This window comes from Acinetobacter marinus, assembly GCF_900096915.1.
Classification (GTDB): domain Bacteria; phylum Pseudomonadota; class Gammaproteobacteria; order Pseudomonadales; family Moraxellaceae; genus Acinetobacter; species Acinetobacter marinus.
In genome coordinates, this window is record NZ_FMYK01000004.1 from 254,319 (window position 1) to 277,860 (window position 23,542).

18 protein-coding genes are annotated in these 23,542 nt (G+C 40.4%); 14 read left to right on the plus strand and 4 right to left on the minus strand.

Features of this window, described 5'->3' with window-relative positions; translation table 11 throughout:
- Window positions 1-85: 85 nt before the first annotated feature.
- From BLQ60_RS09525 to moaA, 3 genes are all read left to right on the plus strand, one after another.
- Window positions 86-2,893 (plus strand): nitrate reductase, encoded by a 2,808-nt coding sequence (locus tag BLQ60_RS09525; RefSeq protein WP_092619416.1) that lies wholly within the window; start codon window positions 86-88, stop codon window positions 2,891-2,893.
- Window positions 2,868-3,548, plus strand: coding sequence for a molybdenum cofactor guanylyltransferase (gene mobA, locus BLQ60_RS09530; RefSeq protein WP_092619419.1), 681 nt, complete (start codon window positions 2,868-2,870; stop codon window positions 3,546-3,548). Before BLQ60_RS09525 ends, mobA begins: the two co-directional genes overlap by 26 nt.
- A 222-nt stretch (window positions 3,549-3,770) precedes the next feature.
- On the plus strand, window positions 3,771-4,841 hold the full coding sequence (moaA, locus tag BLQ60_RS09535) for a GTP 3',8-cyclase MoaA (RefSeq protein ID WP_092619422.1): 1,071 nt from the start codon (window positions 3,771-3,773) through the stop codon (window positions 4,839-4,841).
- A 4-nt stretch (window positions 4,842-4,845) separates the two neighbouring features.
- On the opposite strand, the gene BLQ60_RS09540 is transcribed toward moaA, so the two are convergent.
- Both BLQ60_RS09540 and BLQ60_RS09545 read right to left on the minus strand, forming a co-directional pair.
- On the minus strand, window positions 4,846-5,904 hold the full coding sequence (locus BLQ60_RS09540; RefSeq protein ID WP_092619425.1) for an ABC transporter substrate-binding protein: 1,059 nt from the start codon (window positions 5,902-5,904) through the stop codon (window positions 4,846-4,848).
- Window positions 5,901-6,494, minus strand: a complete 594-nt coding sequence (locus BLQ60_RS09545) for an ANTAR domain-containing response regulator (protein WP_092619428.1) — start codon at window positions 6,492-6,494, stop codon at window positions 5,901-5,903. Before BLQ60_RS09545 ends, BLQ60_RS09540 begins: the two co-directional genes overlap by 4 nt.
- Before the next feature lie 716 nt (window positions 6,495-7,210).
- Here BLQ60_RS09545 and BLQ60_RS09550 point away from each other — a divergent pair.
- From BLQ60_RS09550 to BLQ60_RS09560, 3 genes are all read left to right on the plus strand, one after another.
- Window positions 7,211-7,681, plus strand: coding sequence for an Lrp/AsnC family transcriptional regulator (locus tag BLQ60_RS09550; RefSeq protein ID WP_092619431.1), 471 nt, complete (start codon window positions 7,211-7,213; stop codon window positions 7,679-7,681).
- A 156-nt stretch (window positions 7,682-7,837) separates the two neighbouring features.
- Window positions 7,838-8,905 carry a DUF475 domain-containing protein gene (locus BLQ60_RS09555; RefSeq protein ID WP_092619434.1) on the plus strand — a complete coding sequence of 356 codons (1,068 nt, stop codon included), beginning with the start codon at window positions 7,838-7,840 and terminating at the stop codon, window positions 8,903-8,905.
- Between the two features lie 228 nt (window positions 8,906-9,133).
- The gene (locus tag BLQ60_RS09560) at window positions 9,134-10,348 is read left to right on the plus strand and encodes a multidrug effflux MFS transporter (protein WP_092619437.1); all 1,215 of its coding nucleotides are present in this window, start codon (window positions 9,134-9,136) and stop codon (window positions 10,346-10,348) included.
- 59 nt (window positions 10,349-10,407) lie between these two features.
- Here the strand turns inward: BLQ60_RS09560 and nadB are convergent, their stop codons facing one another.
- A complete protein-coding gene (nadB, locus tag BLQ60_RS09565) occupies window positions 10,408-12,042 on the minus strand; it encodes an L-aspartate oxidase (RefSeq protein WP_092619440.1) in 1,635 nt (544 codons plus the stop codon).
- Between the two features lie 357 nt (window positions 12,043-12,399).
- On the opposite strand from nadB, the gene BLQ60_RS09570 reads away from it, so the two are divergent.
- The 8 genes from BLQ60_RS09570 to BLQ60_RS09605 are packed head-to-tail and all read left to right on the plus strand — an operon-like array spanning window position 12,400 to window position 22,158.
- Window positions 12,400-13,227, plus strand: a complete 828-nt coding sequence (locus tag BLQ60_RS09570; protein WP_244516014.1) for an ABC transporter permease — start codon at window positions 12,400-12,402, stop codon at window positions 13,225-13,227.
- Window positions 13,224-13,892 (plus strand): ABC transporter ATP-binding protein, encoded by a 669-nt coding sequence (locus BLQ60_RS09575; protein ID WP_092619443.1) that lies wholly within the window; start codon window positions 13,224-13,226, stop codon window positions 13,890-13,892. The genes BLQ60_RS09570 and BLQ60_RS09575 overlap by 4 nt, the downstream gene beginning before the upstream one ends.
- A complete protein-coding gene (locus tag BLQ60_RS09580; protein ID WP_092619446.1) occupies window positions 13,873-14,979 on the plus strand; it encodes a KpsE/RkpR family capsule polysaccharide export protein in 1,107 nt (368 codons plus the stop codon). The genes BLQ60_RS09575 and BLQ60_RS09580 overlap by 20 nt, the downstream gene beginning before the upstream one ends.
- Window positions 14,980-14,983: 4 nt before the next feature.
- Complete coding sequence (locus BLQ60_RS09585) at window positions 14,984-16,696, plus strand: polysaccharide biosynthesis/export family protein (RefSeq protein ID WP_092619449.1); 1,713 nt, start codon at window positions 14,984-14,986, stop codon at window positions 16,694-16,696.
- Between the two features lie 11 nt (window positions 16,697-16,707).
- Complete coding sequence (locus BLQ60_RS09590; protein WP_143005208.1) at window positions 16,708-17,793, plus strand: hypothetical protein; 1,086 nt, start codon at window positions 16,708-16,710, stop codon at window positions 17,791-17,793.
- Window positions 17,790-19,823 (plus strand): glycosyltransferase family 2 protein, encoded by a 2,034-nt coding sequence (locus tag BLQ60_RS09595; RefSeq protein WP_092619455.1) that lies wholly within the window; start codon window positions 17,790-17,792, stop codon window positions 19,821-19,823. The genes BLQ60_RS09590 and BLQ60_RS09595 overlap by 4 nt, the downstream gene beginning before the upstream one ends.
- 15 nt (window positions 19,824-19,838) lie before the next feature.
- Window positions 19,839-20,945, plus strand: coding sequence for a UDP-galactopyranose mutase (glf, locus tag BLQ60_RS09600; RefSeq protein WP_092619458.1), 1,107 nt, complete (start codon window positions 19,839-19,841; stop codon window positions 20,943-20,945).
- The gene (locus BLQ60_RS09605) at window positions 20,938-22,158 is read left to right on the plus strand and encodes a polysaccharide pyruvyl transferase family protein (RefSeq protein WP_092619461.1); all 1,221 of its coding nucleotides are present in this window, start codon (window positions 20,938-20,940) and stop codon (window positions 22,156-22,158) included. Before glf ends, BLQ60_RS09605 begins: the two co-directional genes overlap by 8 nt.
- A 24-nt stretch (window positions 22,159-22,182) precedes the next feature.
- On the opposite strand, the gene BLQ60_RS09610 is transcribed toward BLQ60_RS09605, so the two are convergent.
- Entirely contained in the window at window positions 22,183-23,505 is a 1,323-nt protein-coding gene (locus BLQ60_RS09610) for a glycosyltransferase family 61 protein (RefSeq protein ID WP_092619464.1), read from the minus strand.
- Between the last annotated feature and the right edge of the window lie 37 nt (window positions 23,506-23,542).

The window sequence follows — 23,542 nt, forward strand, 5'->3', positions numbered from 1 at the left end:
GATCATCGCCAAATTGGTACTTACTCCAATTTGGTTTTTAAGATCAACTGATTACGAATCCGTATAATTTTGGAGAATGGCAAAGATGAATCAAGTTGCACAGCTCATCCCAACGATTTCAAACAATGAAGTCGTGCATTCGACCTGTCCTTATTGTGGTGTGGGCTGTGGCGTCACTGCACAGCAAACTGCCAAAGGGCTACAAGTGGTCGGGGATGAGTCGCATCCTGCCAATCGAGGAAAACTCTGTATCAAAGGGAGTCATCTGGCTGATACGGTGGGTATGTCGCATCGTTTGATCACGCCACAACTTGGACGAGGTGCAGCGCGTAAGCAAACATCTTGGGATCAAGCCACGGATTTGATTGCCGATAAATTTCGTCAATGTATCGACCAATATGGACGTGAAAGTGTTGCGTTCTATGTGTCAGGACAATTGTTGACTGAAGACTATTATGTGGTCAATAAATTCGTCAAAGGCTATCTCGGCACAGGCAATATCGACACTAATTCCCGACTGTGCATGTCTTCTGCTGTAGCAGCGCACAAACGTGCTTTCGGCGAAGATATCGTTGCAGGCAATTATCAAGATTTTGAACAAGCGGAATTGATCGTTTTGGTTGGTTCTAACACCGCATGGTGCCATCCGATTTTGTTTCAGCGCATCATGGCGGCCAAAGCTGAAAATGCCAATCTAAAAGTCGTAGTGATTGACCCACGTTTTACCGCAACCTGTGAACAGGCGGATTTACATTTGCCAATTTTGATTGGTCAAGATATTTGTCTTTTCAATGGTTTATTGCAATATCTCAATGAACAGGGTTATGCGGATCAAGCTTTTATTGATGCGCATACCACGCAATTGGATCGTGCGCTCGATGTCAGTCAGGCTGAGCAAGACCTCGATTTTGTCGCTTCGGAAACTGGTATTGCCATTGAGAAACTGCTTGAATTTTATCAACTGTTCGCCAAAAACAAGAAGGTGATTACGCTGTTCTCAATGGGCGTAAATCAGTCCAGTCAAGGCACAAATAAAGCCAATAGCATTATCAATTGTCATCTGCTTACTGGTCGTGTGACAGGCGAGGGCATGGGCGCATTTTCCATGACAGGTCAGCCCAATGCGATGGGCGGACGTGAGGTCGGTGGTCTAGCAAATATGCTTGCTTCGCATCTCGATATTGATAATCCAACGCATCAGCAACTGGTGCAAGACTTTTGGCAAAGTCCACACATCGCACAAAAGGTCGGTTTAAAAGCTGTAGATATGTTTGAAGCGGTGGAAGCAGGGAAAATCAAAGCAATTTGGATTATGGCGACCAATCCTGTGGTGAGCTTACCGAATAGTGATCAAGTCAAATGTGCATTGGAAAAATGTGAATTTGTGGTGGTGTCTGATGTCTGTAAAGATACCGATACCACAGACTTTGCCGATGTGTTATTGCCTGCGCAAGCGTGGGGTGAAAAAGACGGCACAGTGACCAACTCCGAACGTCGTATTTCACGTCAAAATGCTTTCTTATCTGTGCCTGAAACCATCAAGCCAGATTGGTGGGCGGTGAGCCAAGTCGCACAAAAAATGGGTTGGCAAGGTTTTGATTTTACATCGAATTATGACATTTTCTTAGAACACGCCAAACTCTCAACGGTGGGCAATGGTTTTGCCTCTGAGCGTGACAGCTTGCCTGCATTTCGCTATTTCAATCTGCAAGGTTTAAGTGACATTAGTCAAGCCGAATATCATGCGCTTAAACCGATTCAATGGCCTGTCTATGCGGACAAGCAAGGTACGCCACGCATTTATGGCGATGGGATTTTTAGCCATGCAGATAGCAAAGCAAAATTTATTTCCACGCCAAATATTGAACCAAAAAATAAACCAAATGCTGAATATCCACTGATTTTGAATACGGGTCGTGTCCGTGATCAGTGGCATACCATGTCACGTACGGGATTGTCTGCCAATCTCTCTACACATCGCAGTGAGCCTTATTGTGAAATTCACCCACAAGATGCGCTCAAGTTCGGGATTAAAGAGTTTGATTTGGTCGAAGTGCGTTCGGAGTGGGGACGCTGTGTGGTGCGTGCTCAGTTTTCGACCAAAGTGCGCCGTGGTCAGATTTTTGTGCCAATTCATTGGAATGATCAAGTTGCCTCCGATGCACGTGTCGGTGCGGTAGTCAATCCTGTAGTTGATGCGATCTCGGGTGAGCCTGAATTTAAACATACCCCAGTGATGATTCAACCATTTTATGGACGCTGGCAAGGGGTGCTGTACGTGCGTCCAGAGTGGATGGAAAATGCGCCATGTGATAAAGAGAAAGGCTGTGATACAAAGCAGTTGGATAAAGAAGCCTTTACTTGGTGGGTGAAAATCCAAACCGCACAAGCCATTCGCTATGAAATCGTCGATCGTACCGAGAGTCTACAAGTCGCCAATAAGCTACTAGATTTACTGCCTTATGATGCCGAAAATGATGAATGGTTGATGTATGAAGATGTGCATACCGACACTTTACATATCGTGGTACTGCGTGAAGATCGTTTGATGGCGGCATTCTATCTTGCACCTCGTGAGTTTTTACCTGATCGAGATTGGTTAGCAGGCTTGTTTAGTCGCAATCGTCTGAGTGCATTGCATCGCCGTGCCTTACTCGCAGGCATGCCAATCGGTCAGGCGAATAATGAAGGTGCATTGGTGTGTAGTTGTTTCAAGGTCGGTAAAAACCGTATTATTGACACCATTAAAACCAAAAATATCACGGATGAAAAACAAGTCACGGCTTGTCTCAAAGCAGGCGGAAACTGTGGTTCATGTTTGCCTGAAATCCGTGGTTTGATTAAGCAATGTCAGTCGGAGCGTGAAAGTGAATTGTCCAACAAAGCCCTCTGATGATGCGCAAGCGACAATTGATCAAAGCAATTTCATGGATCAAAAAACGATTTTCGCCAATACCGATGCCGTAATTCTTGCAGGCGGTCAGGCGACACGGATGGGCGGTTGTAATAAATTGCTTCAAAGTTTCGATGGACAGTGTCGTCAGCTTGATCGACTGCGGGAAAAGCTCAAACCGCAAGTACAAAAGCTGTGGATCAATAGTCACCGAGATAGTGAAATTTATCAAGCCATTGATGCTGATCTTGGGATTTTTAGCGATGTTGAGAAAGGCTTTCACGGTCCGATGATGGGCATGCACAGTGCATGGTTATATAGTCAGCGAGATTGGATACTGTTTGTGCCGTGTGATTTGTTTTATATTCCAGATCAATTGCTTGAGAAGTTTGCAGAGCAAATTGCGACAGATCAAAGTCAAATTTGCTATGCAGAAATTGATGGGCAAGCCTTATATCCACTGTGTTTAATGCATCGCTCGGTCAGTGAGCATCTTGCGCAGAGTTTGGCGCAGGAGCAACGTAGCCTATTTCGACTATTTAAGTCGCTTAAATTTTCTGTGTTAAAATTGACAAATGACAGTGCACAACCGCATAGTATCAATGCGTGGGCCGAGTTAAAAACTTTAGGGAAGCTCGAAAAACCAACTGCGTAGGCAAATTTCTACGTTGCTCCTTGCTCGCAATCCTCATGTACCGTAAGTACACTGCGGTTGCTGTGCGAGGTGCGCCTTGAAATTTACGCTACTCGCTAGGTTTTCGATGCGTTCCCTAGTGCGTTTGTATTTGCTTGATTTAATTTCTTATTTTGACAAAAATTGTTTTTCTGAACAATCCATGAGTGAGTAAAGCAATTGAATGATCTACCAACACAGATCATGTCTACACATGATCATTCGCCACAGCGACAAGTGCGTAGCAATGCAAACTTGGTGGATCAATTTGGTCGTGAAAAACGCAAACTACGCATTTCTGTCACGGATCGCTGTAATTTTAAATGTCAGTACTGCATGCCTGAACATCCTGAATGGTTGGCGAAAAAGGATATTCTTTCATTTGAGGCGCTGTATACCTTTTGCGAGTTGATGGTTGAGCAGGGCATTGAAAGTATTCGCATCACAGGTGGCGAGCCGTTAATGCGTCAAGGTGTGGTGCATTTTATTAACGACCTAAATCGCTTGCGTGCCAAAGGTTTAAAGCGTATTTCGATGACCAGCAATGCGCATTATCTCGCCAAATACGCAGAGGGTTTAAAACGTGCAGGCTTGGATGATCTGAATATCAGCTTGGACAGTTTAGATGCCACGCAATTTCAACAACTCACCAAAAAATCACTACAACCTGTTTTACAAGGCATTGCTGCTGCGCAAGCTGTCGGCTTAAAAATAAAAATCAACAGCGTACTGATGCGTGGCATCAACGATGATCAAATCATTCCTTTGGTGAAATGGGGCATGGCGCAGAACATTAGCGTGCGTTTTATTGAATATATGCCACTCGATGGTGATGCGCTGTGGCAAAAGGATTGGGTGGTCAGTGAGCAAGATATCTTGAGTACACTGGAAAAAGAATTTCAGATCACCGCAATAGCACAAGATCATGAACCTGCACGGCAATTTGCAATTCAAAATTTAAATGATGCAGTTAAAGAACATTTTTCAAAACAAATCTATAGAATTGGGATTATTTCTACGATTTCTAATCCATTTTGTCAGCAATGTGATCGCTTGCGCTTTACGGCGACAGGCGAGTTATTTACTTGCTTATTTAGTGATCAAGGTTTAAGTTTTAAAGATAAACTTGAACAATATCAAAAAAATAATGATGATGCACTACGAAACGAGATCATCGGCACCATTAAAACTGTGGTCTGGTACAAAGACGCAGGCTATGTCAGTAAACAGCGTGCGCCACTGCGTAAAATTAGTATGCATGCCATTGGTGGCTAAGCGCTTAGGCTTGATTTAACTCACTCAATACCTGTTGATAACAGGCCAAATCAATACATTGCAAACTATAATCCTGAAATTTTCCAGCGTCTAAATCAGCATGTAGCCATGCTTTGAGTTGTGACAAAATCCAATCAAAATCCGTGGCTTTGGGTTGCATATTCTGTTGATGGATTTGCACAATTAAGGCTTCAACATCTGCTTGTAAAGTCGCTGAGCTAAGTGCAGGATCAAGCGCTAAATCAAAAGCGGTGTCGATAATGCCAAACTGCTGGAGCAGTTGATAGGCTGCCGCACTATTTTCCGTTTTTGCCAAATCTCGCTGTGCTTTCATCAAGCCAAGAACCAGCGCCTGATGTAATGTGGGATGTGCATCTGCCCACTCATTGGTCACAGCAAGCACTTTGTCGGCAATACTGGGAATGACATCTTGCGAACGACAGATGATTTTGGAAATTTGCTGGGTCGCACCGACACTATTCCACGGCTCACCGACGCAACAACCATCGATCGTACCGTGATGCATTGCCTCAAGCATATAATGCGGTGGCAAGGTGGCAAGTTTGCATTGATGGGCAAAGTCCTGATCAGCAAGGCGTAACCATTCTCGAAGGGTAAAATGATGTAATGATGCAGGGAAGACTTGAGCCAATTTGTGCGTGATTTGCTTTGAATGAGTAACAAATTTCGCTGCACTTTGATGCGGTAAATCGCTAGCTTGAATGTCAAGCGCATCATACAGTTCAGCTTTTAGACTGATTTTTGCCGTGTTATGTGAGAGCACCAAAGCGGTGCGCATCGCAATGCCAATATCATCTGCGGTACTACAGGCACTGGCAACGATCGGCGACAGACAGTGCGCAGCCTGCAATATGCCAAACGCCAAACGATCTCGAAGTGTTGCCCAAGAGGTTTCTTGCACCAATTCAACCGTTAAATTTTCCGCAGTAAAATAACCATGATGTTGTGCCCAAAGTAGCGCAATGCTGTCGACCAAGGGTAAATAGCCAACCTTTAATATATTTGTACTATCGTGATCGGACTCTAATGGCATGACGGTCATGGTTGCTCCTGATCGGATGGGTTGATCAATGATAAGGCTTCATAAAAATGCCGAGCCGCCTCGCCCAAAGTAATACGATGGCTCATGGCATGTTTACGCAGACGTTTATAGGCATCTTCCTCATCAATATGGTGCAGCTGCATGAGTAATGCTTTGGCACGGTCAATGTCTTTGCGATCGGCGAGTTTGCTTTTGGCATCATTCAGATCTTTGAGTAATTTTTGATGATGTTTGTATTGCTCGATGGCGATGTCTAAGATCGCATGTAGGCGTTCATTGTCAATGCCATCAACGATATATGCGGTCACCCCTGCATCAATGGCACTGTGAATCGTTTGACGGTCAGTATTCTTGGTAAACAAAACAATGGGTAAGTTGGAATTCATCACGCAACTTTCCACCACATCACGATGCGGATGATCCATATCGAGCAAAATCACGTCCGCATCCAGTGACTCCAGATTGAGTAAACTGGTTTGGGAGGAGAGAAAGCAACCAACCACTTGAAACGATTGTTGTTCTAGTGTTTTGGCGACATATTCTGCTCGGTCTGGATGATCGTCGATCAGTACGACTTTGAGTTTAGACATAACAAAATAAGTTGGCTAAGTATTTTCATTCATATCACTTTTTAAAATCATTTGGGCTGTGATGTGGTGATGCAACAGCATGACAATCGATGTAGCTAGTATCGCTTGGAATTTAAAATTAAATAAGCAAAATGTATGCCTTGCTCAGTCAGATTTTTTAAAAAATGACCTGATAAAAAATCATGCAGAAAAATGATTGCAAACCGATGAAATGCTGTGTGAATCCGTGCAAATCGCTGAGAAATTTGATAAATAATTTAATGTTTGGAGTGTATCTGGAAATTAATAATATGAAATAATTGTAAAGTGAAAAATATTTCCATATTCTCTGGTAAAAACTACAAAATCGAGAAATAATTTAAAGCAGTTATTGGTACATTAGTTTTCAGGGTGTGAGAGGGAATGCGCTGCACCAAACTGCTTCGAGATTTCTAGAGATTGAAGCAAAGATGCACCAAAATAGCAAAACCTGCTTGGTGTGTTGACCCAAAAAGTCACAGCGCAACAGATACGGCGATTTGCCACAAGCGAATCGAAAATGCACAGACCCGTGCGATGTGATCTGTAGAGATTGAGCCGTCATTAGATTGCGGTTAAATTCTCCCTCGAAATCCCGTAACTACTTTATCGATAATAATAATTTCGCTGTTATTTTTTTTTACGCATCTTACGATCACATCGACCGATTTTGATCTCACCTGTCCCTTGGAGTCCGCATGGAACTTGACCATTATGATAAGCAAATCATCGAAATCTTGAGTCATGAGGATATGAATCTGAATGAATTGTCCGAACGCATCCATTTGTCGGTCAGCTCGGTACATCGACGCATTAAAAATTTGGTCGATAGTCAAATCATCGGCAAAATCAAACGTGAAATTAATTATCAAAAGCTCGGATTTAGTTTCCATGCCATTTTGCAAGTGTCACTCAGTCGTCATGATTCGGAGACTTTTGAGCGGTTTTTGGCAGCAGTTGAGGACATTCCAGAAGTCACCAATGCGTTTTTGATCACGGGGCAGTCGGCAGATTTCTTGCTCGAAGTGGTGGCAAGAGATATGGATAATTATAGTGATGTATTGCTCAAGCGTTTGGGGAAAATTGACAATGTGGTGGCACTGCATTCGAGTTTTGTAATTAAACAATATGATGTGTTGAATGCCACAGGATTGTTGCAACGGCTTTAAGCACGTTGTAATTAAGCACATCCTTTCTACAAAAGTGATCATGCGCTTTTTCTTCGGTGAAATTCGATAGCAACTTTGGACGATTCTGTGCAGTAATATTCAGCGCTGTGGTGTATCATGCAGGCAATTTTTTAGATTTGTTTAAGGGTAAGCAAAATGCTTAAACATTTTCGATTTTCAATCGTTTTTACTATTGTTTGTTTGGCATTGTCAGCCTATTGGGGCTATAGCCACGGCGCTGAAGCTGCTATCCAGACCATGCTCAAAGCATTGGCAATTACTGCGATTTTGGCGGTGATGGAAGTGTCGTTATCGTTTGATAATGCCGTGGTCAATGCCTCGGTGCTAAAAGGCTGGGATCCGTTCTGGAAAATGCTGTTTTTGACAGTCGGAATTATTGTTGCAGTTTTTGGTATGCGACTGGTTTTCCCGCTGTTGATCGTAGCCGTGACCGCCGATATGGGCATGATTGAAGTTGCACGTTTAGCCTTAGATGATCCTGATCAATATTCACAAAAATTGATGGCACATCATGCAGAAATAGCTGCATTTGGTGGTATGTTCTTGCTCCTCGTGTTTTTGAACTTCATGTTCGATGATGAAAAAGACACCCATTGGTTCCATTGGCTTGAGCAAAAATCAGCGCATTTCGGTAGTATTCCTGCGGTATCGGTGTTTATTTCCTTAATCGCTTTGATCATCTTGGCTGGACAAGTGCCAGAAGAACAAAAGCTGGTGGTGATCATGGCAGGGATTTGGGGCATCGTGGTTTATGTCGGTGTACAAGTCATTGGACATTTGCTTGAAGGTGGTTCGAGTGAAGATGATGAAGCGAGTGGCAATGCCGAAGTCGGCAAGGCGATCATGAAAGGTGGTATCGGTGGATTTATCTACCTCGAAGTGCTGGATGCATCATTTAGTTTTGATGGTGTAATTGGTGCTTTTGCCATTACCAATGATGTGGTGATCATCATGCTTGGTTTGGCAATTGGTGCGATGTTTGTGCGTTCGATGACGATCTATCTTGTGGATAAAGGCACACTTGATGCCTATATCTACCTTGAGCATGGCGCACATTATGCGATTGGTGCTTTGGCGGTGATTATGTTGGCAAGTGGTACAGGCTTACATGTGCCTGAGTTGGTCACGGGCTTGATCGGGATTATCTTTATTGTTTGGGCGGTATTCTCATCGATTGCGTATAACAAGCGTCAACAGGCTTAGCTCACTTTGTAGTTAATGTTTCATGAATGCGTTAAGGTGACGCATTCCATTGAAGTCGATGATTGCTGAAAACCTCATAAGTCAATGTCTTGTGAGGTTTTATTTTCTGGTGGTGTTTGCGTTGTCATGTATCCGTATATGAAGCAGTCAAGATGGATATTAAATTTTCATTGACTGCGTATAATATCGCTCAGATCAAAAAATCAGCATAAATTGTGTGGATGTCCTATGCAAAGCAATATTAAGTTCCGTGAATTTACCCTGCTGATGGCATTACTGATGTCGATCGTATCGTTTTCGATTGATGCGGTACTTCCTGCGCTCGGGGAGATTGGGCAAGCGCTTTCGGTAAAAAATGATAATCAAGCGCAATGGGTGATCATTGCGATCTTTGCAGGGATGACCATCGGACAACTGATTGCAGGACCATTATCCGATGCGATCGGACGCAAGCGTATCTTGTTTGCAGGCATTGCGATTTATTTTGTCGGTAGTTTATTGTGCTACCTTACCCAGCAATTTGAATTTTTTCTACTTGGACGATTCATTCAAGGTGTTGGTGTTGCAGGGCCTTATGTGGCATCGATTTCAACTGTGCGAGATAAATACAGTGGCGATCAAATGGCGCGGATTATGTCCTTGATCATGATGGTATTCATGGTGGCGCCTGCGGTTGCGCCAAGTATTGGGCAGTTGATTATTCACTTTTCTGGTTGGCGTGAAATTTTCCTGATGTATGTGATTTATGCCTTCGTCATAGGTGCGTGGGTCGCTTTTCGATTGGAAGAAACCTTATTGCCTGAGAACCGAATTGCGATGCGCAAGTCAGCATTTCAAGAAGGCTTTTTTGAAGTGGTACGCAATAAAACTACGATGAGTTATCTGATTTGTGCGGGCTTTTGCTTCGGTGGTTTGATTGGCTATCTCGGTAGTTCACAGCAGATATTTATGCAACAGTATGGTCTGTCAGGCGAAGCGTTCAGCGGTTATTTTGCGTTGCTTGCTGGGGTGATGGGCGTTGCATCTTTTACCAATTCAAAAATTGTCATGCGCTTTGGTATGCGCACCATTTGTATTTATGGCTTGCTCGGTTTAAGTATTTTGTCGTTCTTATTCTTTGCGCTACAAATTGTGGGTATGCAGATTCCGTTTTGGTTATTTATGCTCTATGCAGTGTTTTTATTTGCCATGTTCGGCACATTGTTTGGCAACTTAAATGCGATTGCTATGGAGCCGATGGGGCATGTTGCTGGCATGGCGTCGGCAATTATTGGTGCGGCATCGTCGATCATTTCATTGATTTTGGCAGCGATCATTGGACAGATGTATGATGGGACATTACGACCAATGACAGGTGGCTTTATGATTTTGTTTGCATTAGCGTTTTTGATTGCCTATTGGGAAAATAAACAGCGCAATTCACCAATGTCAGCGCAAGTATAGATGTCGAGCTCATCCGTTTAGCTCGATCATTTTTGAAATTTACAGCGTTGAATACGAGTTTAATTGTCTACCAACGGCTGACTGACCAAAAAATCAGGTGGTGTCAAAATAGTATCTCGAATTTCATCTGATAATTCAGGATAATCCAATGTGTAATGCAAGCCACGAGATTCTTTGCGTTGCATGGCACAGCGCACAATCATTTCAGACACTAAAACCAAATTGCGTAGTTCGATCAGATTTTTACTGACCTTATAGCCTTGATAATATTCCTCAATTTCTCGTTTCAGCATCTCGATACGATGCAATGCACGTTCCAAGCGTTTAGTTGTGCGTACAATTCCCACATAATTCCACATCGAAGTACGTAATTCATCCCAGTTTTGTAGGATGACGACATCTTCATCAGGATGTTCTACTTGCGAGGCATCCCATGGATTGACTTGATCGAACCGAGGTGCATTGTCGATTTGAGATTGAATATGCTTGGCTGCGCTCATGCCATAGACAAAACATTCTAAAAGGGAGTTGCTTGCCATGCGATTGGCACCATGTAAGCCCGTCGATGAGGTTTCGCCAATGGCATACAGTCCTGCAATATCTGTTTGACTATGTTGATCGACGATTACACCACCACAGGTGTAGTGCGCTGCAGGAACTACAGGAATTTTGTCCTTGGTAATGTCTATGCCGAGCTCGAGCAAACGTGCATAGAGTGTCGGGAAGTGTTCTTTGACAAAACTTTCAGGCTGATGGGTAATGTCGAGCCAGACATGACGTAGACCAAGACGTTTCATTTCATAGTCGATGGCACGTGCCACCACATCACGAGGGGCAAGCTCGGCACGTTCGTCAAAACGAAGCATAAAACGCTCACCATCAGGTAATCGCAAATATGCACCTTCACCACGCATGGCTTCAGTGATTAAAAAAGAGCGCGCTTTAGGATGATACAGGCAAGTCGGATGGAACTGGTTAAATTCCATGTTAGCAATACGACAGCCTGCACGCCACGCCATAGCAATGCCATCACCAGTGGCAATGTCAGGATTTGACGTATAAAGGTAGGCTTTCATCGCACCACCACAGGCGAGTGCAGTAAATGGCGCTAAAAATGTTTTGACTTCGCCAGTGGTTTCATCGAGCGCATACACGCCGATCGCACGATTTTCAGAATGTTCTATCTGGGCTTTTTGTGTGGTGATGACATCAATAGCGACTACATTTTCAAATAAGTGGATATTTTCTTTTTCTTGAGCACGTTCAACCAAAGTCGTGGAAATCGCTTTGCCTGTGGCATCAGCAGCATGAATGATACGGCGCTGAGAATGTCCACCTTCACGGGTAAGGTGTAAGTTTTCTTGCTCATCTAAAGTGAATTGCACACCTTGCTTGAGTAAAAAATCAACGGCATCTTGCCCACCTTCAACGGTGAATTTTACCGCATCTAAGTGACAAAGATGTCCACCTGCAATCATAGTGTCATCAATATGCTGTTCAATCGAATCTTCTTGATCAAGTACGGCAGCCACACCACCTTGGGCGAAATAGGTACTAGCATCTTGCAGATGAGACTTTGCCAAAACTGCAATTTGATAATGCTCGGGCAACGAAAGCGCCAAAGTTAAACCTGCACCACCGCTACCAATGATAACGACATCAAACTGTTGTGAATGTTGCTGGGCGAAATTCATAGTTGAAGAAGTTGAATGTAAAAAGTGCTTTAAGATACTACAAAGCATGGCGTATTGCATTGGGTTTTATTGATAAGACTTATTGGGTTTGAAAGGTGCTCGGATGTGGTGAATCAATGGTATCCCTAGTGAATATGGAGGGAACAAAACATTTTGTTACGGTAACAACCAAGCACTTATGTAAAATACTCGAACAGTATTGCGTATTATTTAGGTAGTTTGACTGGATTAATTGCATTTGGTTTAAATGGCTGAATGCTAAATTTCCTTGCATCATGTCATCTTGGATACGGTATACTCAGCTTGCTACATGATTAAACTTGCTTATTTAAGATACATTTTTGATGGTTTTTGCCTATGTCTGATAACACGGAAACACAGCTCAAACGATTGCCACGCTTTAAACCACGCAGTGGTATCGCGGTAATGTATGCGTCGATACGTGCATTGTTTCTGCGTGAATTACAGACACGATTTGGACATTATCGGATCGGTTATGTTTGGGCGCTTGTAGAGCCTGCGCTTAATGTTGTGTTTATGTTGATTTTATTTGGCGCAATCATAAAGCGAGTTTTGCCTGGTATTGAATATCCAGTTTTCTTAATAAATGGTATTTTGCCTTTTTTTGTATTTAGGAAGTCTGCTATAAAAGCCTTGGGTGCGATTGAAGCAAATGCAGGGCTTTTAAGTTATCGAAATGTAAAGCCAATTGATATTATTCTTGCGCGAACTGGCCTAGAGTTTTTGCTGTATTTTGTTTGTTACGTGTTATTAACTTTAGTACTAGTTTGGATTGGATTTGAGGTTAGTTTATCTCACATTCCATACTTATTGTTTTGTTGGCTTGCTGTATTGTTGTTTTCATTTGGTTTGTCAATTTGTTTAATGGTGATTGGTTCTTGGAGTAAAGAGATTAATAAAGTTATTACACCATTTTTCATATTAATGTATTTTATGTCTGGCGCAATATTTCCTTTACATAGGGTTCCTGAGGAGTATTTGGTCTATTTTTTATGGAACCCCTTGGCACATATATTCGAGTTAATGAGGCACAGTGTTGCACCGACTTATATTACTGTGAAAGGTGTGAGTATGTCTTATGTTTGGATGTGTGTGGTTTTTGTATTGTTTTTAGGGTTGGCATTAAATCAAGTATTTCAAGAAAGGATGTTGACTAGAAAATGATTGAGTTGCGCAATTTAACTAAATCTTTTGTGACACCTAAAGGTCGGCATTATGTATTTAGGGATTTAAACGTTGTTTTGCCAACCAATAAAAGTGTTGGGCTGCTTGGAAAAAATGGTGCTGGGAAAAGTACTTTATTGCGTATTATTGGTGGGATAGATTATCCTGATTCTGGGCAGGTGATTACGAATAAAACCATATCGTGGCCAGTTGCTTTATCTGGTGGTTTTCAAGGGAGTTTAACTGGGAGACAAAATGTACGTTTTGTCGCACGCTTGTATGCTGCGGAAGACGATGTTTCTCAGGTTATCGCTTTTGTTGAGGATTTTGCTCAGCTTGGTAAGTATTTTGATATGCCAATTAAAAGTTATTCGTCTGGTATGCGCTCACGCTTGGGTTTTGGTTTGAGTATGGCTTTTGAGTTTGATTATTATCTTTTGGACGAAGTTGGTGCAGTTGGTGATGCCGTGTTTAAAAAGCGAAGTCAAAAGATGTTGAATGACCTCAAGGCGAACTCAAACATTATTATGGTGTCTCATAATTTAGAGGACTTAACAAAGAACTGTGATGTGGGTTTTTTTGTACAGGACGGAAAAGCGCAATATTTTGATGATATTAATGAAGCTGTAGAGGTTTATAAAGAATATGCATTGGGCAAAAAATAATCGTTCTACGCTTTTAGCGTATTTAGCCATGGTGATCGTGCCACTTGTTGTGGTTCTTTTATATTTGCTTTTGTTTGCTCAAGGTAGGTATTTAACGGATGCAACCGTGGTCGTGAAGCAGGTTGGTGAGGTAAGCACAGAGGCGTCGACAGGTATTGGCGCTTTGCTTGGTGTAAGTAGTACCAGTACCGAGGATTCTCAGTATTTAAAAGCTTTTATACAGTCCCGAGATCTCGTTGAGAAGCTGGATAAAAAGCTTGATCTACAAAAAGAGTTTCAAGGGAGTGGTAGTGATCCTATTTTTGAGTTACCTGCAAGTGCCTCTAAAGAAGAGTTGGTAGCATATTATAATAAACGAGTCAAAGTCGACTTGGATGAACAAACAAATTTATTGCATCTGTCTGTCGAAGGTTTTAGCCCGTCGTTTGCGTTAAGGTTGAATCAGGAAATCTTGGCGGAAAGTGAGCAGTTTGTGAATGATATTTCACAAGAAGTAGCGAAAGATCAATTGGTATTTGCCACAGATCAACTCAATGAGGCATTGGAAAATCTGACTCAATCACGTGAAGCGTTGATTAGTTATCAAAATAAAAATCAAATGTTTGACCCACAAGCGCAAGCGCAAGCGGTCGCACAAATTGTCAACCAGCTTGAATCAAATTTGGCGCAACTTCGTACGGAAGAGCGTACTTTGCTGAGCTATTTAAACCCAACGGCACCGCAAGTGGTGGCTTTGCGTAGTCAGATTCAGTCGGTTGAAAAGCAAATCCAAGATGAAAAATCTAAGTTAACCTCACCTGGAAATGCAGAAAAACTCAACCGCAGTGCAGCTGATTTTGAAAGTCTAAAAGCACAGGTTGAATTCAATACAGATTTGTATAAATTGGCTTTGGCTTCATTGGAAAAAGCCCGCCTTGAAGCGGTGCGTAAGTTGAAAAATCTTGTCGTGATTACCAGCCCAAGATTGGCGCAAGAAGCGTTATATCCACGTGTTGGCTATATCGCATTCAGTGCATTTTTATTATTGAATTTATTTTTCGGCATCGTGATGTTGGTGCGCTCTGTAATTCGTGAGCATAAGGAGTAAGTTGATGAAAAAGACGTTATTAGCCACTTTTTTGGCAAGCCAAATCAGCTTCGCTTTTGCAGCGACAGATGACACGATGTTGCCTGATTCTGATGTTTTGAGTTCTGGGCCAAGTGGCTCTGCGAGCCAGACCATCGATGCCAGTGCCAATCAGGAGCAGGCACAAGCTGCAGCAATGTTGCCATCAAATTCAGTGATTAATTTAGGTAATACGGGTGCGAAATATAGTCAAGTCAATAGTCGAATGTTTGGTGCGCAGCTTTTTAAAGGTGCATTTGCGACCAGTGCGGGAAGTACCTTCAATAGTAGTTATGTGATTAACCCAGGTGACAATATCAACCTTCGCTTATGGGGTGCATATCAGTTTGCAGGAAGTTTAACGGTTGATCCTGAAGGGAATATATTTGTACCGAATGTCGGTCCTGTAAAAGTAGCGGGAACAACGAATGGGAATTTACAAAACCTGATTGAACGTAACGTGCGTCGAGTTTATGTAGCAAATGTCGGGGTTTATGCTGCACTTGAGCAGGCGCAGCCTGTCAAAGTGCTGGTGACTGGTTTTGTCAATCAACCAGGTAATTACGGCGGTGTGGCAAATGATACGGTACTTGCCTATCTCGACCGTGCGGGCGGTGTCGATCCAGAGCGTGGTAGTTATGTAGATATTCAAATTCAACGTAATGGACGAATGATTCAATATGTGAATTTGTATGATTTCTTATTGGCGGGTCAGATTCAACCATTTTCATTCAAAGATGGTGATGTGATCGTTGTTGCGCCACGAAAGCATACCTTTAGTGTCAGTGGCGAGGTATTTAACCCGTTTGATTTTGAATTTAATGTCGATCAACTCACGGTTGAGCAGGCATTGTCTGTTGCTAAACCAAAGCCTGGTGCGACACATGTCAGCATTAGTCGCCGTCAGGGTTCAGAGTATCGTAGTGAGTACTATTCGATTGCTGAAGCACAGAATGTCGTGCTGCAAGATGGTGACGTGCTGAGTGTGACAGCGGATCGTTATGCAGGCACAATTCAGGTGCGTATTGAAGGGGCACATAATGGGACACGTGCAATTGTGTTGCCATATGGTGCGAAACTCTCTGAGGTGCTGAAGCAACTCAAACCGAATGAATTGTCTGAAGTACAGAACTTGCAACTGTTCCGTCCAAGTGTTGCGAAACGTCAGAAAGAGATGCTGAATGTTGCGTTAGATAAACTTGAGGAATCGACCTATTCTGTGCGTTCTGCAACCAAAGAAGAGGCATCTTTGCGTCTTCAGGATGCGCAGTTGGTCAAGCAGTTTGTAGAAAAAGCACGTAAAGTGGTGCCTAAAGGACAAGTGGTATTAAATCCAAACTCGTTCTCTAATGTGATTTTGGAACAAGGTGATGTGTTAAATATCCCAGAGAAGACCTCTGTCATCATGGTGCATGGCGAGGTGATGTTCCCAAATGCGGTAGAGTGGCAAAAAGGGATGACTGCTAAAGATTATATTAATCAAGTTGGAGGGTATACCCAGAAGTCGAATAAGTCGAAAGTGATTATCGTACATCAAAATGGTGAGTCTGAATTGGTGAAATCTAGATATCAACTCAAAGAGGGTGACGAGATTATGGTGTTGCCGAAAGTGTCATCGAAAGGCATAGAAATTGCTCGAGGCTTGACGACGATTCTTTATCAGATTGCGATTGCCGCGAAAGTGGCATTGGATATATAGAGGTGTCTGATATGATCAAATTATCTGCCACAGAGCAAGTTGAAGAGTTGAAGCGGGAAATTTTTGATTTTGAAGAAAGTTTAACATCTCCTCGCTATCACTCAATGAGCCAGAGGAAAAAGACTCAAGTTTTGCAGGATTTTCTAAAGCATCTGAGTCAAAGTGTTCTCTCGATAACATTCAAGTCTAAGTCTAATGGCATCAGTCTTGAACAATTGTATGGTATGCAAGAAGAGCAGGAAGCCCTGTTCTTAACAAAGTATAGCAAAGTTAACGCTAACTTTATTTTGGGTCATATTGATTTGCAAGATAAGTATAATGAACTCAATGAATCTCATGTGCGAATGTCTGATGAGTTGGCTTTGAAACTCAAGCGTATTGAGGAGGATGCTAGCCAGATAAAACAATTGAGAAGTGAGCTTCAGTTTTGTCAAAATGATTTGTCGTCAAAATCTGAGACAATATCCCTTGTCCAAGATGAGCTTGAGCTTTTGTATATTAATCACTTGCAAGAAAAGGCTAAGTGGAAATCTCAAAACCAACTTTTATTACAACAAGTTTATGCTTTGCAAGAGCAATTGACAGATAAAATAGATGATGCTCATACATCCTTTGAGCGTAATTATGAAGCCCAATTAAGTAAGCTAAAACAGCAGCTCTATGATGTACAAGACGAGTTGGTGCGAATGTATGATCAAGGAGTGCATGAAGCTGGGTCTTTACAGAGGAAGCTGGGTGCTGCCGAATTGGTTAAATCTGGGCTTGTTTATCAGCTAGGAAGTGTGTTGGTTTCAGGTGCTAAGCATAGACAGGTTGCTCAAATTCCGCTTGGAGTGCTCAAGGTTACTAAAGAGCATTTGATCAAAGTGATTTCAGATGAAATTACTGCTCATGAAAGTTTGGATGAATTTACAGATGCACAGAAAGGTGAGTTGGCGAAGCAACATCTTTCTTATCGGATAGGTAAAACGGTGTTGAAAGATTTGAAGGGTTTAAATCGATTGAAAAAGTTACCAGTTGATTTAATCAAAGAAGTATTGGCATTTAATGATGAAAAAAAGCGAATTGAAATGACGGATAAAGAGGAGCAGTCATGAGTTTGAAAAAAGGTAATGATTACGCAAGAAGTGGTGATTATGCTAATGCTTTAAAAGAGTATCGGCGTATTGCAAAAAATCATCCCCTTTATCCTCAAGCAAAGTTCAATATTGACTACCTGATTCAATCAGGTTTAGTGGAAGAAATAGTTGAGATACAAGAAAGATCACAATCTCTTGATGTGCAGACAGACAGTGGTCAGCCATTATTATCTATTGTTATGCCCGTATTCAATGTTGCTCCATATCTCGATGCAAGTATCTTGTCGGTGCTTTCACAAACCGTAACTGATTTTGAATTGATTATTGTTAATGATGCTTCGACAGATAACGGTAAAAAAATTATTCAAATGTATCAAGACTTAGATAGTCGCATCAAATTTATTAATTTGGATTTCAATACATTAGGTGGGGCAGGTATTCCAAGTAATATTGGGATTAAGGCTGCTACAGGGAAGTATTTAGGTTTTGTTGATAGTGATGATTGGGTTGAGTCCGATGCTTTTGAGGTACTGATTCGAGCTGCTGAAGCGCATGAAGCTGAGATTGTAGTTGGCGATTTTAAAACATTTGAAGATGATACACGTATTGTCAAAGAGGCTTATGATAAGGCCAATTGGGAAGGAATTCCTTTAAATACTCTGATCTCTGCGAAAAACTGTGCACAGTTATATCGTATATCTCCAGTACCTTGGCGTAAGCTGTATAAGACAGACTTTTTGCATCAAAACAACATCGACTATCCTGAGGGGGATTATTTCTATGAGGATAACCCATTACACTGGTTTGTGTTGAGTAAGTCTAATCGTATAGTTGTTGTGGATAAGGTAATTAGTTATCATCGAATGGCGCGTGAAGGGCAGACCATGAGTTCGGCAACATATAAGTTGGCGGCAATCACATGTCATATGAATACAATTTCAAACTTTTTGAGAGCCAATGCGATCGGTGATCAGGTTAAGTTTGATGAGTTTTATGACTATTGTTATCGAACTGACTGGATTGCTACTCGCCAAGCAGATGCAACAACAGGTAATATTATTAAAAAAGTTTTTTCGAATATTTATGAAAAAACAGCGAAAGCTTGCCCGCCAGTGAATGTTCGAGCTAATTTTAAGAAAAAATTTAATGATTATAAGAGTGCTTATCCGGAGCTGGATTTAACAATCGTTATTCCCGTATATAACTGTGAAGATTTGCTGCGAGATACATTTGAATCCGTACTGAAAATTCACGGATTGAAATATGATGTGATTGTTATTGATGATGGTTCTAGTGATAACTCCGCAGAAATTTGCCAAGAATATGCTGATAGATACCAGCATATTCATTTCTATCAGCAAGGTAATAAAGGTGCTGGTCGTGCTAGAAATGCAGTGATTCCACTGTGTACTGGTAAATATACCTTCTTCTTAGATGCAGATGATGTCATTATTGCTGATAATCTAGTTGCAGCCGTCAGAGATGCGAGTAGCAAGCAACATGATCTGTATTTGATGAAGTATAATATTGAATTTTTTGAAGAAAATAAATCTCGTGGTATGTTTAATGCAGATCAAGAGATTTGGGGTAAGTTTGCTCATGCGACGTCTAATAATGAGTTAAAGTTATTGGCTTCGGGCTTGATCAATTATCCTTGGAATCGAATCATCAAAACTGAACTCCTTCACGATGAAAACATTTTCTTTGGTTCAACAGTTGTACACAATGATATTCCATATCATTGGCATAGCGTTGTTGCAGCCAATAATATTGGTTATAGCGAAAATGCGGTATGTGCTCATCGTAAGTTCAGTGCGCGCTCTCAGATTACGAATATTAATGATGTTCGTAGGCTTGCGGTTTTTGAGTCATTGCGATTTACGAATGAAACAATTGCAAAATACAGTGCGTATGATGCACAAATGCAAACGATTTGGTGTAAGTTTGTTCGTGACTTGGTTGTATGGGCTAAGGATCGTGTTCCAGAGACACATATGGAACAGTATGAAGCACTGAAAGAAGAGTTGTTAGCGCAATTGGCTGGTTAATAGGAATTTTGAAAAATGTATGATTATTTAATTGTTGGCGCAGGTATGTTTGGAACAACTTTCGCTAGACTAGCTACAGATGCTGGGAAAAAGTGTTTGGTGATTGATAAGCGTGAGCATATTGCAGGGAATTGCTTTAGTAAAGAAACGCATGGTATCCATCAGCATATTTATGGACCACATATTTTCCACACCAATGATGCGGATATCTGGGAGTATGTAAATCGCTTTGCAGAATTTAATACTTTTGTAAATCGACCTATTGCGATTAATAATGGCAAAGCATACTCACTGCCTTTTAGTATGTATACATTTAATGCGATGTGGGGGGTGACGACACCTCAAGAGGCTATGGCAAAGATCGAAGAGCAACGACTTAAGCTCGATCGTGAACCAGCGAATCTTGAGGAACAAGCATTGAGTTTAGTCGGTACGGATATTTACAATACATTGATTCGTGACTATACGAAAAAGCAATGGAAGAAAGATCCAAAAGAATTGCCAGCATCCATTATTAAACGTCTACCAGTACGATTAACTTGGGACAATAACTACTTTTTTGATAAATATCAGGGTATTCCAGTTGGTGGATATACTGCGATGTTTGAGCAAATGTTGGATGGTATCGAAGTCCGCACAAATGTTGACTATTTTGCAGATAAAGAAAATTTTGATGCAATGGCAGACAAAGTTGTTTTCACTGGTAAAATTGATGAATATTATGGTTTCCAATTTGGTGAGCTAGAATATCGTTCATTAAAGTTTGAAACCGAAGTAATTGATGTTGATAATTACCAAGGCAATGCGGTGATTAACTATAATTCTGCTGATGTACCATGGACACGCATGATAGAGCATAAGCATTTTGATGACTCTACGGCAGAAAAAAATAAAACGATTATCACTAAGGAAATTCCTGATGAGTGGGATCGTGATAAAACGCCATACTATCCAATCGGCGATGAAAAAAATACTGAAATCTTCAAAAAATACAGAGAGCTGGCAAACGCTGATGAAAATGTAATTTTTGGCGGTCGCCTTGCTGAATATCGGTATTATGATATGCATCAAGTGATTGGTTCTGCGATGAGTAAGTTTAAACGTGGAGGTTTCAATGGTTAGTGTAATTTTAGATAGATTTGAGGAAATAAAAAGTCTAACAGAAAGCTCCTTTGAAGGTGTTGAGGTAACTCAAAATGATAATTTCATTTATATCAATGATTATAAATTTGATTATTGTTTGAAGATTTATTTATTAAGGTCACAGGTAAGAATTGAAATTATTGCATCTTCTCGATTAGTAGCAGATAACTTCTCATTTCTGTATAGTGCTTTTGCCTCGGCAGATAATGTGTTGATAGTGAGTGTTGATAATATTTTGGGGAATCATGATTTATTTGCTCTAATAAAGCGAGAGGTATTTAGATTAAGGCGAATAACACATAATAAGAAAAACTGTTTTTATGAGCATCACCAAATCCTAACAGTAGATGATATGAATAAACCAGTTGTTGAAAAGCCGATAGTGGCGTACTGGTGGTCTTTACATGCAAACTTCGGTGATGTTATAGGTCCATGGTTGATCAGTATGATAACTGAAAGACCAGTAATTAACTCTTTTGGTTATAAAACACAAAATTCGGTTTTAGGTGTTGGCTCAGTCCTAGAAAGTATATTTAAGCCAAATCATCTCAATATGAAAATTTGGGGGAGCGGCTTTATGACGGACAGAATAGAGAATCTAGATACTAAAACTATTTATACAAATGAAGATAATATTCTTTCATTGCGAGGATTGAATAGTTTGGAGTTGCTTCGAAAAATAGGTATTACAAAAAAAATACCTTTGGGTGATCCAGCTTTTATATTAAACGATTTTTACACCCCTGTGAAGAACTATTCTGAAAAAGGGTGTATTGTCCCACATTGGACACAGTATAATATGTTTAAGAGTAAGAAACTTGAAAACTTGGATATTATTGATGTTGGTATGCCACCATCAGATGTCATTGATAAAATTTCAAACTCAAAATATTGTATAACTACTTCATTGCACGGAGCCATAATTGCGCAAACATATGGAATTCCTTGGTTGTGGGTGAAGATTAGAGGGCATCAGTTGCATAAAGATGATAATTTTAAATTTCATGATTGTTTTTCTATACTCAAAGGTGGAGAAGATATTGAGCCATTCATCTTAGAAGAAAAAAATCTGAGTAGTTATAATATAGAAAGGATATCAAATTTTTGTAAGCTGTATGAGTATAACTCTCTCTTTAGTCCTAATGTGTTGAAAGACGTTGTTTTTGAAGCATTGTCAAATACAGACGAATAACACTTGTGTTATTCGTCTGTATGATTATTTGTTGGAAATTATCTCATTTAGAGATTTTAAATCTAGATTTTTGTTATCATCTAAAAATAAAAAGTCATATTTTAACTTGTTATGTGTTGATCTTAGATAAAAATCGGCTTTGATCATTCCCTTTTCGAAAATCTCGACAAGTGTTGCTCCCTCAGGCATAAAACAGATGTTGGCAAGACCTGCTCCGTGCGGAGCAACCAAATACTCAATTTCACTAAAAAGGTTGCATTGTTGCTCAAAGTTCAAATCCTCTGAATAGACGATCTCAAAATTCAAGCATCGTAAGAAGTTTTCAACTTCTAATTCATTTTGTATAGGTCTTCTAGATTTTAATCTAGATAAATATACCTTCTTTCTTGAAGGTGTGACAGAAGACGGTATTAGTTTACGAGCGAAATCATATATACTTTTATCCCAATAAAAACTACCCTTATGAAAGCAATAAGCTTTTTTTATGAGAGTCGTAGATACGTCATCTAGTGATAAAAATCTATCTTGGTCAATATTAAGTTTTTTTGCTATAAATGGAATGATATTAAATTTATCTTTTGAGTAAACTATTGGATAATCATACTTATGATAATCAAAATATCTTAAACCAAATATGCATTCAATTAAATTGTGATAATAATTCAAATATGTGTGTTCGAATGGCAATATAAAAGCATTTTCAATTGTTTTATTGCAGTCTTTGTGTAAGAAATTGGAGGAAGTTAAAGATGCTAATCTTGCTGAATTACCCCGATCATAGTGGTGGTTTTCATCAGAAATAGTGCAGAAACCTTCGTCAAAATTATGAATACGACAGTTAGACATTACTCTCATTTTTACAGCAAAATGTTGGGATACTTGGAAATCAAAGTTTTTACTTTTTAATATTTTAATAATTTCAGAACTCTTACCATCAAAGTTCTCTGTGAAGTTGGAAAACCTATGATTTGAAAAAAAATTTAAATATATTCCATTTTCTAAATCTTCCAAATTTTGATGGAATTTTTTGTTCTTATCTTTGAAAGGTATTAGGCTAACCTTTTTGTAATTGGTGTCGTTGAAATTTAATGTTTTTTTAAGCTTATAGAGTTGGGAGAGTAAGACATCCACCTTTTCTGATACTAAGTTGTAAAATGGATATCCTTTTATTTCGAGTAATATGTTCTCAACTTTGTCAAAATCACCGTTGAAAGTTAATTCTTGGAATGGGGTGTTTAATTTAACAGCAACAAGCTCTCCTTCAGCATTCCAAATATCCATACTTAGTAAAATAGAATTGTGGTTTACAAGTTCTTTAGGTGTTAGCATTAAAGATTTTCCATTCATTTGTATTTCAGGGTGTTAAAATGTTTGTACAGTAATA

Excerpts from the sequence above, each read along its gene's own strand:
- BLQ60_RS09595 (WP_092619455.1), top strand. The coding sequence starts at position 17,790 with ATGAGTTTGAAAAAAGGTAATGATTACGCAAGAAGTGGTGATTATGCT.
- BLQ60_RS09555 (WP_092619434.1), top strand. The coding sequence starts at position 7,838 with ATGCTTAAACATTTTCGATTTTCAATCGTTTTTACTATTGTTTGTTTG.
- BLQ60_RS09550 (WP_092619431.1), top strand. The coding sequence starts at position 7,211 with ATGGAACTTGACCATTATGATAAGCAAATCATCGAAATCTTGAGTCAT.
- BLQ60_RS09590 (WP_143005208.1), top strand. The coding sequence starts at position 16,708 with ATGATCAAATTATCTGCCACAGAGCAAGTTGAAGAGTTGAAGCGGGAA.
- moaA (WP_092619422.1), top strand. The coding sequence starts at position 3,771 with ATGTCTACACATGATCATTCGCCACAGCGACAAGTGCGTAGCAATGCA.
- BLQ60_RS09525 (WP_092619416.1), top strand. The coding sequence starts at position 86 with ATGAATCAAGTTGCACAGCTCATCCCAACGATTTCAAACAATGAAGTC.
- BLQ60_RS09540 (WP_092619425.1), bottom strand. The coding sequence starts at position 5,904 with ATGACCGTCATGCCATTAGAGTCCGATCACGATAGTACAAATATATTA.
- BLQ60_RS09545 (WP_092619428.1), bottom strand. The coding sequence starts at position 6,494 with ATGTCTAAACTCAAAGTCGTACTGATCGACGATCATCCAGACCGAGCA.
- glf (WP_092619458.1), top strand. The coding sequence starts at position 19,839 with ATGTATGATTATTTAATTGTTGGCGCAGGTATGTTTGGAACAACTTTC.
- BLQ60_RS09560 (WP_092619437.1), top strand. The coding sequence starts at position 9,134 with ATGCAAAGCAATATTAAGTTCCGTGAATTTACCCTGCTGATGGCATTA.
- BLQ60_RS09575 (WP_092619443.1), top strand. The coding sequence starts at position 13,224 with ATGATTGAGTTGCGCAATTTAACTAAATCTTTTGTGACACCTAAAGGT.
- nadB (WP_092619440.1), bottom strand. The coding sequence starts at position 12,042 with ATGAATTTCGCCCAGCAACATTCACAACAGTTTGATGTCGTTATCATT.
- BLQ60_RS09585 (WP_092619449.1), top strand. The coding sequence starts at position 14,984 with ATGAAAAAGACGTTATTAGCCACTTTTTTGGCAAGCCAAATCAGCTTC.
- BLQ60_RS09610 (WP_092619464.1), bottom strand. The coding sequence starts at position 23,505 with ATGAATGGAAAATCTTTAATGCTAACACCTAAAGAACTTGTAAACCAC.
- BLQ60_RS09580 (WP_092619446.1), top strand. The coding sequence starts at position 13,873 with ATGCATTGGGCAAAAAATAATCGTTCTACGCTTTTAGCGTATTTAGCC.
- BLQ60_RS09605 (WP_092619461.1), top strand. The coding sequence starts at position 20,938 with ATGGTTAGTGTAATTTTAGATAGATTTGAGGAAATAAAAAGTCTAACA.
- BLQ60_RS09570 (WP_244516014.1), top strand. The coding sequence starts at position 12,400 with ATGTCTGATAACACGGAAACACAGCTCAAACGATTGCCACGCTTTAAA.